Source organism: Algoriphagus lutimaris, from assembly GCF_017051705.1.
Lineage (GTDB): Bacteria > Bacteroidota > Bacteroidia > Cytophagales > Cyclobacteriaceae > Algoriphagus > Algoriphagus lutimaris.
Map to the genome: position 1 here is coordinate 1073474 of NZ_JAFIDJ010000002.1, position 16988 is coordinate 1090461.

General features: G+C 39.2%; 13 protein-coding genes. 9 read left to right on the top strand and 4 right to left on the bottom strand.

Annotation, left to right across the window (positions count from 1 at the left end; translation table 11 throughout):
* Window positions 1-77 precede the first annotated feature (77 nt).
* The 3 genes from solA to JYB62_RS15275 all read left to right on the top strand — a co-directional run bounded on the left by solA (window position 78) and on the right by JYB62_RS15275 (window position 3957).
* Window positions 78-1214: an N-methyl-L-tryptophan oxidase gene (gene solA / locus JYB62_RS15265; protein ID WP_205646278.1), complete on the top strand. Its 1137-nt coding sequence runs from the start codon at window positions 78-80 to the stop codon at window positions 1212-1214.
* A 95-nt stretch (window positions 1215-1309) separates the two neighbouring features.
* Entirely contained in the window at window positions 1310-3100 is a 1791-nt protein-coding gene (locus JYB62_RS15270) for an ABC transporter ATP-binding protein (RefSeq protein ID WP_205646279.1), read from the top strand.
* 68 nt (window positions 3101-3168) lie between these two features.
* Window positions 3169-3957, top strand: a complete 789-nt coding sequence (locus tag JYB62_RS15275; protein WP_205646280.1) for a DUF3050 domain-containing protein — start codon at window positions 3169-3171, stop codon at window positions 3955-3957.
* 4 nt (window positions 3958-3961) lie between these two features.
* On the opposite strand, the gene JYB62_RS15280 is transcribed toward JYB62_RS15275, so the two are convergent.
* Window positions 3962-4633, bottom strand: a complete 672-nt coding sequence (locus tag JYB62_RS15280; protein ID WP_205646281.1) for a class I SAM-dependent methyltransferase — start codon at window positions 4631-4633, stop codon at window positions 3962-3964.
* Between the two features lie 332 nt (window positions 4634-4965).
* Between JYB62_RS15280 and JYB62_RS15285 the strand changes: the two genes are divergently transcribed.
* A complete protein-coding gene (locus tag JYB62_RS15285; protein WP_205646282.1) occupies window positions 4966-5877 on the top strand; it encodes a class I SAM-dependent methyltransferase in 912 nt (303 codons plus the stop codon).
* Here the strand turns inward: JYB62_RS15285 and JYB62_RS15290 are convergent.
* On the bottom strand, window positions 5874-6788 hold the full coding sequence (locus JYB62_RS15290; protein WP_205646283.1) for a universal stress protein: 915 nt from the start codon (window positions 6786-6788) through the stop codon (window positions 5874-5876). The two genes, JYB62_RS15285 and JYB62_RS15290, sit on opposite strands and share 4 nt — an antisense overlap.
* 103 nt (window positions 6789-6891) lie before the next feature.
* Here JYB62_RS15290 and thpR point away from each other — a divergent pair, with 103 nt between their 5' ends.
* From thpR to JYB62_RS15310, 4 genes are all read left to right on the top strand, one after another.
* Complete coding sequence (thpR, locus tag JYB62_RS15295; RefSeq protein WP_205646284.1) at window positions 6892-7449, top strand: RNA 2',3'-cyclic phosphodiesterase; 558 nt, start codon at window positions 6892-6894, stop codon at window positions 7447-7449.
* 484 nt (window positions 7450-7933) lie between these two features.
* Complete coding sequence (locus tag JYB62_RS15300; RefSeq protein ID WP_205646285.1) at window positions 7934-11011, top strand: SusC/RagA family TonB-linked outer membrane protein; 3078 nt, start codon at window positions 7934-7936, stop codon at window positions 11009-11011.
* Between the two features lie 28 nt (window positions 11012-11039).
* The gene (locus JYB62_RS15305) at window positions 11040-12560 is read left to right on the top strand and encodes a RagB/SusD family nutrient uptake outer membrane protein (RefSeq protein ID WP_205646286.1); all 1521 of its coding nucleotides are present in this window, start codon (window positions 11040-11042) and stop codon (window positions 12558-12560) included.
* 203 nt (window positions 12561-12763) lie between these two features.
* Window positions 12764-14749 carry a M1 family metallopeptidase gene (locus tag JYB62_RS15310; RefSeq protein WP_205646287.1) on the top strand — a complete coding sequence of 662 codons (1986 nt, stop codon included), beginning with the start codon at window positions 12764-12766 and terminating at the stop codon, window positions 14747-14749.
* A gap of 327 nt (window positions 14750-15076) precedes the next feature.
* On the opposite strand, the gene JYB62_RS15315 is transcribed toward JYB62_RS15310, so the two are convergent.
* Both JYB62_RS15315 and JYB62_RS15320 read right to left on the bottom strand, forming a co-directional pair.
* Entirely contained in the window at window positions 15077-15754 is a 678-nt protein-coding gene (locus JYB62_RS15315; protein WP_205646288.1) for a CAP domain-containing protein, read from the bottom strand.
* Window positions 15755-15825: 71 nt separating this feature from the next.
* Window positions 15826-16317, bottom strand: a complete 492-nt coding sequence (locus JYB62_RS15320; RefSeq protein WP_205646289.1) for a DUF6702 family protein — start codon at window positions 16315-16317, stop codon at window positions 15826-15828.
* Between the two features lie 83 nt (window positions 16318-16400).
* On the opposite strand from JYB62_RS15320, the gene JYB62_RS15325 reads away from it, so the two are divergent.
* Window positions 16401-16982, top strand: a complete 582-nt coding sequence (locus JYB62_RS15325) for a HupE/UreJ family protein (RefSeq protein WP_205646290.1) — start codon at window positions 16401-16403, stop codon at window positions 16980-16982.
* The last annotated feature ends 6 nt before the right edge of the window (window positions 16983-16988 follow it).

Consider the following 16988-nt stretch of genomic DNA (forward strand, 5'->3'; position numbering starts at 1 on the left):
TTTTTAACCCATTTTTTTTTGATTTCCTTGTAATTTGAAAATCAAAATGGATCTTTTCTTATTCTTTTACTGCATGTATGAAATTTCGGGATTTTGAGGTAATAGTAATAGGCTTGGGAGCAGTGGGATCTGCTACACTTTACCAACTTTCAAAAGCTGGAATTTCTGTTTTGGGCATTGATCGATTTGATCCGCCCCACCATAAGGGGTCTTCACATGGGGAAACCCGAATCACCAGATTGGCAGTTGGAGAGTCGGATACCTATGTTCCTATGGTCAAACGATCTCATGAAATATGGAGAGAAATTGAGGCGATTTCAGGAGCATCTATTTTAACAGAATGTGGAGGTGTTTTATTGGATTCCGGAAAAACCCCTTGGGCCAAACATGGAGTGAAAGGGTTTTTCAAGAACACTGTAACTATTGCAGCTCAATTTGGGATTGCACATCAAATGATGTCCTCTGATGAATTGAAAAAGAAATACCCTTTACTTCAACTTGAGAAAGAAGGAGCTGCCTATTTTGAATTTGCTGCAGGATATTTAAAACCTGAAATAGCCATTCAGTCCCAAATCAATCTTGCAGAAACGAATGGAGCTATAGTTTTAAGAAATAGCCCAGTACTTCAGGTGAAAAAACGGTCTGATTCAAAAGTACAAGTAGAATTGGAAGGAGAAAGGGTGGTAGCAGATGTAGTGATCAATTGTTCCGGAGGTTGGATCAAAGATTTCTTATCCCAGACTGATCGTTCCAAATTTAAAATATGCAGACAAATCCTCCATTGGGTAAAAATTGACCATGAGGGTTGGAAAGACTATCCGGTTTTTATGTGGGGCCACGGTCCGAATCCAGAGGATTTTATCTATGGCTTTCCCTGCTTGGATGGGGTTTCTATCAAGATGGCAACCGAATCATTTGAAGCTGTGGACCATCCGGACCAAATCAATCGGGAAGTAACAGTGGAGGAGCAGCGTAGGTTCTGGAAGGAACAAGTTGAACCGAGGTTTGGGGGGCTGAAGCCAGAGTTTTTGAAATCTGAAGTTTGCTTTTACACGGTTAGTGAGGATGCAAAATTTTTCATCCAGAAAAATGTGGATAATGAACAGGAGTGGATGGTATCTGCTTGCTCGGGACATGGGTTTAAGCATTCTGCTGCTTTGGGAGAATATTTGGCTGATAGGATATTACAAAGGCCTCCTCGTTTCATTTTATAAGTAGAATTTTATTCTGGGAAAGGGAATTCTAAAATCTGGGAGGATAAACATCCAAAAACTCTTACTTTTGTCTGTTCAATTACCAAGAAAGTCTAATGGCAAAACAAAGAGGCACTGCTTTGGAAGAGCACGAAAAGAGGAAGTTGTCAAAGCAGAATTTAGAAAAGATCGGAACCATATTCCGTTTTTTGATGCCCTATAAATGGGCATTTATTTTGGGTTTGGTGTTCCTACTCTTTTCTTCTTTAACTTTATTGACATTTCCTTTTGTTGCTGGTAAGCTCATTGATGCTGCTCAAGGCACGGAATGGATTGTATCTGATATTAATTCTATAGCTCTTATTCTCGTTGGGATATTAGCTGTACAAAGTATTTTCTCATTCTTTCGGGTTTGGCTATTTGCATTAGTGTCTGAACGCTCCATGCGGGATATTCGATTGGCTTTGTATTCTAGGATGGTCCGTTTGCCTATGAAGTTTTTCGATACCCGAAGAACAGGTGAGCTAATTTCAAGAATCACTTCGGATGTAAGTTTGCTTCAAGATACCTTTTCAGTTACGCTGGCAGAATTTTTCAGACAGATTATCACGTTAGTAGCAGGGGTAGCATTTCTGTTGATCAATACGCCTAAGCTTACTTTGTTCATGCTGGGCACATTCCCTGTCTTGGTGTTAATTGCGATGGTTTTTGGAAAATTTATCAGAAAACTTTCCAAGAAAACTCAAGATGAATTGGCTGCTGCCAACGTGATCGTAGAAGAGACTTTGCAGTCCATCAGTACGGTCAAGTCTTTTGTCGGGGAAGTATATGAGTCTGCTCGTTATGGGAAAGGATTGAATTCTGTAGTAGGAGTAGCCTTGAGACAAGCCAAATACAGAGGTGCATTTATCTCATTTATCATCTTTGCTTTATTTGGCGGGATTGTAGCCGTGATGTGGTATGGGGCAAGCCTAGTGGGTTCAGGTGATATGAGCGTGGGCGAGCTGGTTTCATTTGTGTTGTATACCACGTTTATCGGGGGATCCATTGCAGGATTAGGGGATATCTACGGTCAAGTTCAAAAAGCCATTGGTTCATCTGAGCGGGTGTTGGAGATTTTGGAAGAAGAGGCAGAAAAAGTAGGGGGAGACGTAGCTTTGAACTTCCAGGGAAAAATCCATTTCCAGAATGTACAGTTCCATTATCCTACCAGACCAGAAGTTGAAGTGTTAAAAAGCTTGAGTTTCCATGTAAACCCAGGTGAGAAAGTTGCGTTGGCAGGACATTCAGGTGCCGGAAAATCCACGATTATTCAGTTACTGCTTCGATTCTATGACATTCAGAGTGGTCAAATCCTGGTAGATGATAAAAATATCACCAATTGGGATCTACAGGCATTAAGAAGCAAAGTAGGGATGGTTCCACAGGAAGTCCTGTTATTTGGAGGCTCAATCCGTGAGAATATTTCGTATGCAAAACCGAATGCGTCAGAGGCCGAAATTATAGAGGCAGCGAAGAAAGCTAATGCTTGGCAGTTTATCAGTCAATTCCCTGAAGGTTTGGATACCTTGGTGGGAGAACGTGGAGTGAAACTATCCGGTGGACAGAGACAGCGAGTGGCAATTGCAAGAGCGATATTAAAGGATCCCTCCATTTTGATTTTGGATGAGGCTACCTCTTCCTTGGATGCGGAGTCCGAGTCACTCGTTCAAGAAGCCTTGGATGAATTAATGAAAGGCAGAACGACCATCATTATTGCCCATAGACTGGCTACCATCAGAAAAGTGGATAGAATCTACGTGTTGAAAGACGGAGAAATTATAGAGGAAGGAAATCACCAGGATTTGATTACCAAAGATGAGGGCTTTTATGCCAATTTGGTACGTCTTCAGTTCGCAGAAAATTAAGTTGTAGAAGAAAATTTGTTTTTTGTCATCCAAGGATGGCTCCTCTTCGTAATTCTTCAAAAAAAAGTATGAGTACTCCGCTTGAAAGATTAATTCAATCTGTACAGACCGAACGTGAAATCTTACTAGATCATCCTATTTATAAAGACTTAACTAGTCTTGAAGATTTTCAGGTTTTCATGAAGTACCATGTATTTGCAGTTTGGGACTTTATGAGTTTGTTGAAATCCTTGCAAGTTAAATTGACGGGAATCAATCTTCCCTGGGTCCCTGCTTCAGACCCTATGATCGCCAGACTCATCAATGATATTGTGCTGGCAGAAGAGAGTGATGAAGATGGAGAAGGAGGCTATTGTAGTCATTTTGAGCTCTATTTGCGAGCAATGAAAGAAGCAGGAGCTGAAACATATGACATCGATTTGATGATGCAAAAGCTGAAGTCGGGTGCTGATTTTTTGGAAACGATGGAGGAGGTTCAATTACCAGTCTTCGTTAGGACTTTCCTGAAATTGAATTTTGAAATGGTGACTAAAGGAAAGCCACATGAAGTTGCGGCTTCTTTTACCTTGGGAAGGGAAGATTTGATTCCTGATTTATTTCGAAAACTTGTGGATGAATTAGTAAAGAATCAGCCTGAAAAATTAAAGACTCTTTCATTTTATTTTGACCGACATATTCATTTGGATGAAGAGGAACATGGGCCTTTGGCCTGGAGAATGGTGAGTTTTTTAATTGGAGATGATCCAAAGAAGTTTGAAGAATCCGAAAAAGCGGCAAGGGAAGCTTTGCAAGCGAGAAAAGTTCTTTGGGATGGAATCCATCGGTCTATCAAAGAAAAAAAGTACGAATTGATTTAAAGAATTAGCCCAGATTGTGAGCAGATAGGGATTTGACCATTCCAAACATCTTTTCTTTATAGATAGATGCACCTGGGAAAAGGGTTCTCATTCCTTTTTCATCTAGCAATAAAATCTCATCTAAATATTGTTGGGCATCTCGTTCATCCCATTTGCGAAGACGGCTCAGCCTTGTTTTGGTAAGTATGGGGAAGATGATGGACTTAGGCATATACTGTGCAAAAGGGATTGCATAATGCGCCTCTATTGGAAAGTATTTGTTGGGTGTTTGAATAAAAAAAGTCTTTCCTACACGTTGAATCTCATTGGCCATTTTCACTTGATTTTCCCAAGTATATACATGTTCGATCACAGAATTTGAAAATACCAGATCAAAGCTTTGGTCTTGAAATTCCGGCATACAGGTAGCATCTCCAACTACACTTTTCAACCCAGGCTGCTCTACTTTTTCTTTGGTCAAGTTCAGAAGGGTAATTTCTACCTGAGGCATTTTAGGTAGGGAACTGTTTTTCCAGAAATAGTCCGTACCCCCTACATCCAAAATTTTTATGGATTCGGAAGTTTTAAAATGAGAGAAGAAGAGGGCTTCAAAAACTTGCTGCCTTTTATTTCTAAGTTTTGCTCCTAAAGAATTGGGATTATCTGATGCAGCAAATAAATCGGTAATAAAACTCATAAATTGCTCGAGTGAGCGTTTTCGGAAAACAATTAAGCCCAAAAGTAATCAGCCTAGGTGATTCTTTTCTTAATTTTTTCCAATTAGATTGATTTTTGTCGAATATAGGTGTTTCCGGAAACAGATTTTTGCCCAAATAGGTTGATTTGAGTCTATTCTGTCAAAATTTTTTAAAAAATTACTCAATCAGGACCGAAAACCGAAAAGGTTCTCCTGTTAGCTTAAGAATTCGGCTAGTTTTGTCTTTGTTTAGAATATTGTTATTCCTGGGCAATTTGCTGAACCCATAAATGGGAGAGCATGCATTCTGCCAGAGTACAGAGATTATTTGAATGGAGCAATGTAAATTTTGTGGTTCTTCGGAACAAAAGGAGTTCAATGCAACCGAACAGATGTTTGGATTAGGTGAAGCATTTGTTTACTCGGAATGTAAATCTTGTGGGTCTTTACAACTAGCAACGGTGCCTTCTGATATGTCTCCTTACTATAGTGGAGGCTATTATTCATTTCAGGAACTTGTGCCTTCCAGTTCTCTAAAAAAATTATTGAAGACCCTTCGGCTGCAAGCCTTCTTTTTAAGTGGAAGGAAAGAATTTGAACCAACCTATGGATATTGGTTAAAAAAATTAAGACCAAAAGTTACAGATCGCATTGCAGATATCGGGTGTGGTAACGGCCAATTACTATATGAGCTTTTTGCATCCGGCTATAAAGATTTACATGGGTTCGATCCTTTTATGGCGCATGAAAAAGTGATTTCTCCTAACCTCACCTTGTGGAAAAAAACCATCGAGGAATCTGAAATGCAGTTTGACTTGATTATGATGCATCATTCATTCGAGCACATGTCAGATCCCCAAGAGATTTTGAATACTTGCTTTGATAAGCTTCGCTCTGGAGGGAAACTGTTAATAAGAACGCCTGTTTCTGATGCTCAAGTTTGGAAAGAGGAGCGAGCTTTTTGGGTGCAGTTGGATGCCCCAAGGCATTTAATTATTCCCTCTCTCAAAGGATTTGAGTTGGTTTCAAAAAAAGTGGGCTTTGAATTGAATGAGGTGGAATTTGATTCTACGGATTTTCAGTTTTGGGGAACCGAGTTGTACAAAAGAGGGCTTCCGCTTAATCCAGAGCTAGTTTCGAATGAATTTTCGAAAGAGGAATTTGATGAATTTCAAAAAAAAGCCCTCTATTATAATCAAGAGGGCTTAGGCGATCAGGTATGTTTTTATTTAACCAGGCCTTAAATTTTAAATAGGGCATCGAAAAAGCCCATGGTTTCACCTTTCTTCTTAAAGATCAACATAGGCAATACATTATTAACCATGACTAGCTTTTCTGCTACACTTCCGAGTAGAATTGCGGCAGATTTGGTCTTTCCTCTAGAACCAAGTAATACCATGTCTACATCTAGTTCCAGCGCTTCATCCAGCAAGACTTTACCATCATCCTGTCCATCATTTAGTACAAACTGGCACTCCAATTCCGGATGGTTGTGCTTGCTTACAAACTTCTGGAAGTCATGACGAGCATTTTCCTTCATTATTTCTGCAAACTCCTCGAATGATTTGCCGGTTTTGGAATAACCATGAGGTACATGATACATATGAACAGGAACTAACTCAGCGTGGAGTTCATCTGAAATTCTTTCCCCAAAATCATAAATCATATGGGTGTGTTCAGAAAAATCACTTGGGATCATGATTTTCTTTGGAAGCCCAGCAGGACGTTTTTCCTGCAACATTAGGATAGAGCAAGGTGCTTTCTTAGCAATTCCTTTAGCGAGTGAGCCGCTTCCTTCCAAGGTTTCTTTTCTACCCATGATAATCAGGTCCACATCCTTAATTTTGGCCCATCTTAAAAAAGTGTCCAAGGGGTGATTACCTTCTTCTGCGAATACTTCTAATTCAATATTCTCAGGGAAGTTAAATTGCTTTAATTTATCTGTAATCAATGCTTCCAGAGATTCGTCTCCTGGTGCTAATAAATCGGGGTATTTCTCCAAAATATCCTGAGGTATTGCTAAATCTTTTGCGACGTGAACGAAATAGCATTTATCGATTCCTAAGAACTCTAAAAAAACGATCGTTTTTTCAATTAGGATATCGTCCATTTCTGTAAGATCGAGGCCAATCATGGCCTTAGAAAAGTATTTCATAGCTGTTTGGTATTTGGCTTATCAATTTAATAGTTTGATTGAGGAATTCGAATAGTTTTTTTGTTTTTGCACATTAGAATAGATTTCAAGGTAAAATTGAGTGATGGCAAGTTTTCAAAAGTATTTTCTGGCAATCGTTCCTGATGGTGAATTACAGGAAAAAGCAACTGCGTTAAAGTTGGAGTTGAAAGATCGTTTCAATATTAAGTATGCCTTGAAATCTCCTGCACATATAACCCTGAAAATGCCCTTTACTTATAACGAAGCTAAGGAAGATTATTTAATTGAGAGGCTTCAGGAGTTTATGATTCATTATTCACCCTTAGAATTGACAATAGGAGGTATTGATACTTTTGGTAATCGGGTAGTCTTCTTAAAAGTGAAAGGAAATGAAGATTTGTTTCAGCTCCAAACTAATTTGAAAACTTTCTGTAAAAGAGAATTGAAGCTAAATGATGAGTTGAGCGATAGAAACTATCATCCTCATATGACTTTGGCATTTAAAGATTTGAAAAAAAATCCAATACCAAATATTATTAAAGTTTTGGATTCACAACCTATTTTTGAAAAAATCGTTGTTAGGCAACTTTTTTTACTAAAAAGAGCAAATGGAAGGTGGTTTACTCACAGAAGTGTTGATTTCGGAGAAAAAAACAAGTGATTATTACTGTTATTTCTCCAAAACAAGGAAATTTTGTTCCGTTTATAAAAAAACTTTGCAATTAATTAAATTTTGTCATTTAGTCCCTTTGTGAAATAATATTCCGATTTCTCTGAAAGGAAAATGTAAGTTCCCAGAATTAAATTGGGAAAAAATGCTTGGTTTTTAGTTTACTAAAAATTTTGTTTTGCGTTTTATGAACTAAACAAATTTTAGAACTATATTAGTTTTTTTAAAATCGATTATTTAAAGATATTTTTTAAAAATTTTCAGAATTTAATTACTGCTTTTATCGTGGGGATAGATGCTTTATATGGAAAATAGATGTATCAACATATGAACCATATAAAAAATAAATTTTTCTAGAAATAACCATATATAATTGCCTCCTAAGCGCTTTAGGGGCTTGTTTGAAACTTTTTACAATTCAAACTTTCAGAAGATATTCGCCGCACGATAGTTAAAAAAACTAAATAATCGACCTATGAAGAAAGTTTTATTAGGCTTGGCGTTTACACTTCTGACAGTCATGTCAGTTTTGGCGCAAAGCAAAACAATCACTGGTAGGGTAACCTCGGCTGAAGAGCCAGAAGGCGTACCAGGAGCAAGCGTGGTGGTGAAAGGAACCACACAAGGAACAATTACGGATTTGGATGGTACATATACTATTCAAGTTCCAAGTGAAGCAACCACTTTGGTCTTCAGTTTTGTGGGATATCTTTCCAAAGAAATGCCTATTGGATCCAGCAACGTGATCAACGTGGTGATGGATGTAGATGTGAAAACTTTGAATGAAGTAGTAGTAGTAGGATACGGTACTCAAGAAAGAAGAGAAATCACCGGTTCTGTAACTTCCATTGATAGCAAGTCTATTGAAAACTTGGTCTCTCCATCTTTTGAATCTCAATTGGCTGGTAGAGCTCCTGGGGTGCAAATTACTACTCCATCTGGTATTTTAGGTGCTGCACCGATTATCAGAATCCGTGGTATCAACTCTATTTCTTCCAGTGCAAGCCCATTGATCGTAATTGATGGCGTGCCAGTTGTAAGCAGCGACCGATCTTCTGTAAACGCTGCCAACCCATTGGCAAACATTAACCCTGCAGATATTTCTTCTTTCGAAGTATTGAAGGATGGTTCTGCTTCTGCAATTTATGGTTCTAGAGCTGCAAACGGTGTGATTTTGATTACCACCAAGAGAGGTGCTTCTGGAAAAGCAAAAGTATCTTACAATACTTCAATGGGTTTCAATGAGGAAGTAGACCGATTTGATTTGTTGACTGGTGATGAGTGGGTAACGATTGCCAATGAGAAAAGAACGAATGCTAACCAATCTCCTTTGGCTAATCCAGGTGTAAACACTGATTGGCAAGATCTAATCTTCAGAAAAGGATTTACTCAACAGCATAACTTATCTATTGCTGGTGGTTCTGATGCTACGAAGTATTTCTTCTCTTTGGGTTACACAGATCAGCAATCTCCTGTAAGACCTAATGAATTGAGCAGATACTCTTTCAGAGCAAACATTGATCACAGTATTTCTAAAGCAGTTAGAATCGGAACTTCTCTTTCTTACTCTTTCACTGAAATTTTTGGTTTGAACAATGGTGCAAACTCACTTTCTGGTGCGATTTACAATGCGACCCGTTCTTTGCCTAACGTTCCAATATATGATGCTGAAAACACAGCATTTGATGGTTTCAACGTAACTGCTAACGGTGCGACTACTGGTTTTGGTGCTAACCTAGCTGGTCCTGACAACAATATTCCAAACATTGGTTTTGTCATTAAAAATAACTTGTACAGAAGCCGTACTCATAGAGCAATTGGTAATGCTTATGGTGAGGTAGACATCATCACTGGTTTGACTGCTAGAACTCAAATTGGTATTGACTTGACCATGAATGATGACTTCCAATCATTGGACCCAAGACATGGTGATGGTAGAAGCTCTAACGGTTCTATGTTCATGGCATTCAATCCGGCATTCCGTTGGAACTGGCAAAACACCTTGAATTATCAGACTGTCATTGGAGATGACCATAATTTAAACGTTACTGGTGGTCTAGAATATCAGTTTACTAAATTCTACAATTTCTCCGCTCAAGGAACTGACCTTTCTGATAACTTCTACAGATTGAATAACCTGATTTCTGGTTCTTATAACAACCAGTTCTCTGGTGGTGGCTATGCAGAAAGAGGATTCGATTCTTATTTCGGTAGATTCAACTACTCTTACAAAGGAAAATATCTTGCGTCTTTCACTGTGAGAAACGATGGTATTTCTGATTTGGCTATTGAAAACCAAAGAGGTACTTTCTTCGGTGGATCTGTGGGATGGAGAGTTTCTGACGAAGCGTTCTTCAACTCTGAATTAATTTCTGACTTCAAAGTAAGAGCTTCTTATGCTGAAGTAGGTAATACTGAAATCGGTACATTCGCTGCTTACGGTGGTTATAGCCCAGTATTGGGTGGTGCTGGTGCTGGTATCGGTTATGCTGCAATTGCGAACAATAACCTACAGTGGGAAACTTCCAAGAAATTCAACGTTGGATTGGACATGACCATTGGTCGTGTAACCATCGCAGCTGATTATTTCAAGAATGACATTGATGGATTGATCCTAGATGCTCCAACTGCACTTTCTCTTGGTGTACCTGGAAATAACATTAGCCAAAACATTGGATCCATGACCAACTCTGGTTTGGAATTGAGAGCGTATGCGAATGTAATCAACAGAGGGAACTTCTCTTGGGATACAGACTTCAACATTACCTTCATCAAAAACGAAGTAAATGAATTGATTTCTCCATTGACTGGAACTTACAACAGAACTGAAGAGGGTAATCCAATCGCTCAGTTGTATGGATATCAGTGGGCAGGTGTGAACCCAGCAAATGGTAACCCAATGTATGTATCTGGTGATAATATCGTACAGTACAATTTGGTTCCAGGTGCATTGGGCTATAAAGCTTACGATCCTGCTAATCCAGGTGATGTTTCAGTAGCTGGTTCAGCTCCTACTCAGGAATATTTAGGAAATACTCTTCCTAAGTGGCAAGGTGGATGGTCAAACAACTTCAAGTTTGGCAACTTTGATGCTGAAATCTTTACAAGGTTCTCAGGTGGTAACTACATCATGAATCAATCAGTAAGAGGCCTTTTGGGTCAAGGTTTCTCTAATAACCATGCAAGCATCTTAAATAGATGGACTGAAAGCGGTCAGGTAACTGACGTACCAAAACTATACTCTGGTCAGGACCAAAACATGTGGCAAAATTCTGCTTCGAACTCAAGATTTGTAGAGAAAGGTGATTTCGTTAAAATCCAAAACATTGTAGTAGGTTATACTATTCCAACTGCTGCTCTTCAAACTGCTTTCAATGGAGCGATCTCCAATGCTAGATTCTTCGCACAAGTACAGAATCCATTTACTTTCACTGGTTACTCAGGATTAGATCCGGAATCTAACCAGTTCTCAGGTCAGCTGAGCTTCGGTGTAGATTGGAACGTGGCTCCAATCATTCGTACTTACACCCTTGGCCTGAACGTAGGTTTCTAATTTATAAAACCGAAAAAGAAGAATTACTATGAAAAAATTCACAATAAAAAATATCAAAATGGGTTTGGTAGCCCTAGTAATTGCTGGTTTTACCACTGCCTGTGATGTAACTGAATTGACTCCGGCCAATTTGATTCCTGATTCAGAGGCGTTTTCTACTGCCGCTAGAATTGAATCTGCGGTACTAGGTGTCTATGAATCTGCTCAGCGAGGTTATTACAACAATGCTGTACAAAGAGGTTATCCTTTTGGAGCAGCCAACGTGGAGCAGGGTGACATGCGTGGTGAAGACATGTACAACGACCAGTTGTTCTATGAAATCACCTATGTTGGATCTTATAGCCCTAACTCTGCCAACAACAATGGTATGTGGATCTCTCTTTACAGAATGATCAACAGATTGAATATCATTTTGGAGAATTTAGATATAGCTGTTGCGGACGGAGTTTTGACTTCTGAGCAAGGTGATAACTACAAAGGCGAAATGCTTTTCTTGAGAGCTTTGGCACATCATGAATTGTTGGTTCACTTTGCGAGACCATATTCTGATGATCCATCTTCCATGGGTATTCCTTATAGAACTTTTGGTATCGATGATGTAACTAAAGTTCCTGACGGTGAAGCGGTAGGTAGAACTACGGTAGGTGAGGATTACACTCAATTATTGGCTGATTTGGATGCTGCAGAAAGCTTATTGCCGGAAGGTGATGCATTTAGAGCTAATAAAGGTGCTGCAATCGCATTGAAGTCAAGAGTTAAATTACACATGGGAGATTGGGCAGGTGTATTGACTGAATACAACAAGCTTACTTCTAAGTATGCTGTTACAGCTAATCCTGCTACTCCATTCAGAGGTGGTAACAGTTCTGATAACATCTTCTCTTTTGTTAACTCAGCAGAAGCAAACCCAGGTGTAAACGGTGCATTGCCTTCTATGTATGGTAACCCTGATTTGGGTGCTAGAGGTTTGGTGAAAATCAGTCCGATTATCTGGAGATCTGAATTCTGGCATGAAGAAGATACTAGAAGATCTACTTTAACTACTCGTAGTGGAACAGGTATCTTCACTGACAAATATCAGGATGCAACAACCTATACTGACCCTAATGTGATTTTAAGATTTGCTGAAGTAGTATTGAATGCAGCAGAAGCAAACGCTAGAACAGGTAAGTTGGCTGAAGCAGTAACCTTATTAAACTCTGTGAGAAGCCGTGCACTTCCTGCCTCCGTTCCAGCTTATACTGTAGCTGGTCTTGGAGATGAAGATGGCGTTTTAGCTGCTATCTTCAACGAAAGAAGAATCGAATTCTTGGCAGAAGGTAGAAGATGGTCTGATATCCATAGACTGTCCGGTGAAGGAAGAATGAACGGAGTACCTGCAAAAGCTACTTCCAGATCTATCACTAACATCGATTTCTATACAACTGATAGAGAAATCCCAATGGATCACTCCATTGACTATTCTAGTCACTTGTTTGTTTGGCCAATTCCGTTGGCTGAACTACAGACTAACAATTCTGCTCCTATCCAGCAAAATCCAGGTTATTAATAAAAGCCTATTAATCAAGTGTTTTAAAATCCGGCCCCAGGGCCGGATTTTTTATTTTTATAGATGGAGGATTTTCACCCTCTTCTGAAAAATCCTCATATTTTTAATTTAAATCTTTAAATGAAATCCCGCATATCTTCATTCTTTGAGGCATTTATTGGATATTTCACTAAGTTTTCAACTCAGAAATAAATAATAACCTCATGCGTGCTTTTATCCTCTTTTTATTTTTCACCTCTACAGCTGCTTTTGCACAACTAAATAGCCTGAAACCACTTCGGAATTCTATTGAAACCGAAACAAGGGTGATTCGCATGGATGTTCCGATGACTAATTCCATCCGAAAGGCATTTGCAGAAGGGACGAGAGACTTTTCTGGGACCCCAGGCCCAAATTATTGGCAGTTGGAAACAGATTTTACCATTCAGGCGAGCTTGGATCCATCTACTCAAACCATAACTGGTTCAGAGAAAATCCTTGTTCACAACAATAGCAGGGATGATTTAAATCAAATCGTTTTAAGATTAGACCATAATATATTTAGAGCAGATGTTCCTCGTGGATTTTCTACTCCGGCCGAGCAGACAGAGGGAATGATTGTGACGCGCTTGCAAGTAAATGGAGATGATGTGGATTTGAATGCTGCTCCTTCTCGTTGGGATGAATCTCCTCAACTTCGGGTTTCTGGGTTAACAAGAACAATAGCTGTAATTACTTTGGAGAAGCCAATTAAAGCAGGTACGAAAGCAGAATTGGAAATAGATTGGAATACGAAATTACCGGGTGGCCCAAATGGAAGAGGGCATAGAATGACCCAGCGATTTGACAGTACATTGTTTCAACCTACTCAATGGTTTCCTAGACTAGCTAAGTATGACGATTTGAGGGGATGGGAAACGAATGATTATTTAGGGCCGGCTGAGTTCTTCAATAATTTTGGAAAATTCGATGTGTCTTTGACAGTGCCTGCAGGTTGGGTTGTATCTGGAACAGGCGTTTTACAAAACCCAGAAGAAGTATTAACACCAAAAGCGATCCAGCAACTTTCAAAAGTCTTGGGCTCTGATGAGGAAATTACCATTGTTGGTGAAGAGGAAAGTGGTCCGGGCAAATCCACTGTTGATGGAGACCAGCTGACTTGGAGATTTGTAGCTGATAAAGTAAATGATTTTGCTTGGGCTACCTCTGATAGATTTATTTGGAAAGCTACAAGAGCCTTGATTCCAGAGAAAGGCCCAATTCCTATTCATATGGTGTTTATTCCTGAAAGAGCTCGGTATTTTGAAAATGCGGCTGAGAGAACCCGACATGCATTAGAGTATTACTCCAAGCTTTGGGCACCTTATCCTTTTCCACAATTGACGATGCAGGATGGTCCAAGCGCCGGAATGGAATACCCCATGGTAATTAACTCGAATCAGGGTGCTGCAGACCATGAAACGGCCCATCAATGGTGGCCAATGATGTTGGGAACCAATGAGACTCGGTATGGCTGGATGGATGAAGGCTTCAATCAATATATGAATATATTGTCTGCAGCAGATGCAGCAGGGGAGCCTTATGATTTGGATGGTTACGGTCAAAGCTATGGCATGATGAGTGGCAATGAGGATGAAGCTCCTTTGATGTGGAGTGCGAACTATGCGGGAACTGGCTATGGCTACCAGACCTACAGAAAGACACCCCTGATGTTGTCTATGCTAGGAGGAATTGTTGGTGATGACAAAGTGATCGATGCCATTCGAAAATACACCGCTGTTTGGGCATATAAGCATCCATCTCCTTGGGATTTCATGTTTTTTATGAACCATCAGTTAGGAGAAAATCTTGAATGGTTTTGGTATTACTGGTTGTTTACTACAGAAACGGTGGAAGGCTCGATTCAGGATGTAAGGACCGAGGGAGAGGTGACTACTGTAAGCGTTAGACAAGATGGAGAGATGCCATCTCCTATCGTATTGAAAGTGGAATTTGAAAGCGAAGGCCCTGCAATCAAACCTATTTCAAATGGGAAAATGATCGATGCCACAACGATGGAGGTTACTTGGCCAGTCACCGTTTGGTTTGATGGGGATCGGACTTTTGAAGCTAAAATGGATATTGGGGCTAGAAAAATCAAGATGATCACTCTTGATCCCCATCGGAGATTTCCAGATAAGAATATAGAGGATAATACTTGGACCAAATGAAAAAAAGTTGAAGCCTGAAAGATTCTGATTTTTGGATAATTAGTAATTGTGGATCAACCCCATGTCTTGTGGTAGAAATACACATGAATCAGTAAAAAAAAGAAAAGGCTCCTTTTCATTGGAGCCTTTTATGACAATGACGATAGGTATCAACTAAACTAAGAAAAGCCTTACTCTCCGTGTGAGCTGCAAGACAAGTCTGTGTCATCACATTCTTAAATACTGATTTAGTTAAACAAGGTTCTCCCTTTAAGATTTTTTATGATTTTAGGCCTAAAACCCCTCCAATCGGGCATTTTTCAGGATAAATGAAAATTAAGGATGCTCTTATTTTTGTTCACTACTGAAACATTGTACGCTTATGAAATTAGGCATATCAAAGAAGGTATCATCTCCGTAATAAGCCGCTGCACATCCCAAATATTGATAGCAGGTACTGATGATATTGTTTTTATGACCTCTGGAATTCATCCATAAAATCAGTACTGATCTTGCGAAAGAAATATAGGTATGGGGAACAATTTCTTCGCTTTTTGAACGGCTTACATAGGTGAATATGCCACTGGGGTCAGGAGGGTTAACTTTTCTTCCATATTCATATTGGAGGCCATTACTTGAGCTGATATTCTCTGCATAACAATAGGGGTCTAGCCCTTCCAATTTAAGTCTATCAGTTAGCAGCTTTTTGCCTGGCACTTTGCTGTAATGAGAGTAGAAATCATATGCTACCATGTCATCTGCATGGTCTTTGGCAACCTTTTCTGCAGCAGGAAGATGTTTAAACAAGGGAAGCCTCCTTTTTTGACGCATTTCATTGGTCACATAAAAAATGGCCGCATGTAATAAAGGTCGGTCAATGTTCTTAAAATCGATGGGCTTATAAATCGCCTCTAATTGAAAGAACTCCTGTACCGAATATTTTTCGTAGTCTTTTTCAGACCAATTTTGGGCAGATAATCGGAAACAGTTACCAAGAAAGAGGATGATGAAAAGAAAGCGAAACAAGGGAATAGTTTAATTTGACTTCTTCTCTTTTGACGAAAAAAATGCCAAAATAGTATTCCGAGAAATTTCTTTTAAAACTCCAAGCTTTCAGATTCATGCCCTTTTCTCAAGAGCATACTTTTAGGACTGTTTCCTTTGACATACACATGCACAATGTTTTGCTGGGCCTCATGCTCAGTTAGCAAAATTGAATTTTGGACTTTGATGGAATGGTCAAAGCTGGTGCTGGCAGATTCTATATAAAACCAAATGGCCTCTTCTTCCACTTCATATCCGAGAATATTCAAAGAAACCGGTTTCCCATCAACCCAGATTTTATTGTGATCTAATAAATAGGCATTGACCTGTTTGTTGAACAGATCTTTATCAGTAGGATTTAAAACATCGATATTGGCATCGTGAAATTCCTCCAATGAGATTTCAAGATCATCCCAAAATATTTTTTGAGCAATTTCTAATTTTTGGCTGTTTTCGTTGTATCTGATCTCGGTGAGACTCAAGAAGAATGGGTGGGAAAATGCCAACCATCCCCAAGAAATTAGACATATATAAAGATGATGCATTTGGTAAGAGTCTTTTGTCTTTTGTGGGAATAATCCTGTATAATTGCCGCTAATTTACTTCATGAGAAGTAGTTCTACCCTATATGAGTTCCTTTCAATTATATTTTCGCCTGGGTGTTCAACATATTTTGGACATACAAGGTTACGATCATATTTTATTTGTCTTAGCACTCTGTGCTGTTTTTATTCCAAGGGATTGGAGAAAGATCATCGTGTTGGTGACCGCCTTTACGATTGGACATTCCATTACACTTGCTTTGGCTACTTTCAAAGTCATCCAAGTCAATACTGAATTGATTGAGTTTTTGATTCCTGTGACCATTGCAATCACTTCTTTTATCAGCCTTTTACGACCTAAACCTGCCTCAGGAAAAGGAGTGAGCATCAATTACATTTTTGCCTTATTCTTTGGCCTTATTCATGGCTTGGGTTTTTCCAATTACCTGAGAAATCTCTTAGGTCAGGAGATGTCTATTTGGCAACCCTTATTGGCTTTCAATTTGGGCTTGGAATTGGGACAAATAGTAATTGTTGGAGCGTACTTACTGGCCACCTCCATTTTAGTGGGATTGGTTGGAGTAACTAGAAAGGAGTGGACCTTGATCGTATCCTCCTTTGTGTTTGGGATATCCCTGATGTTAATGTTAGAAATGAAATTTTGGTAATAAATC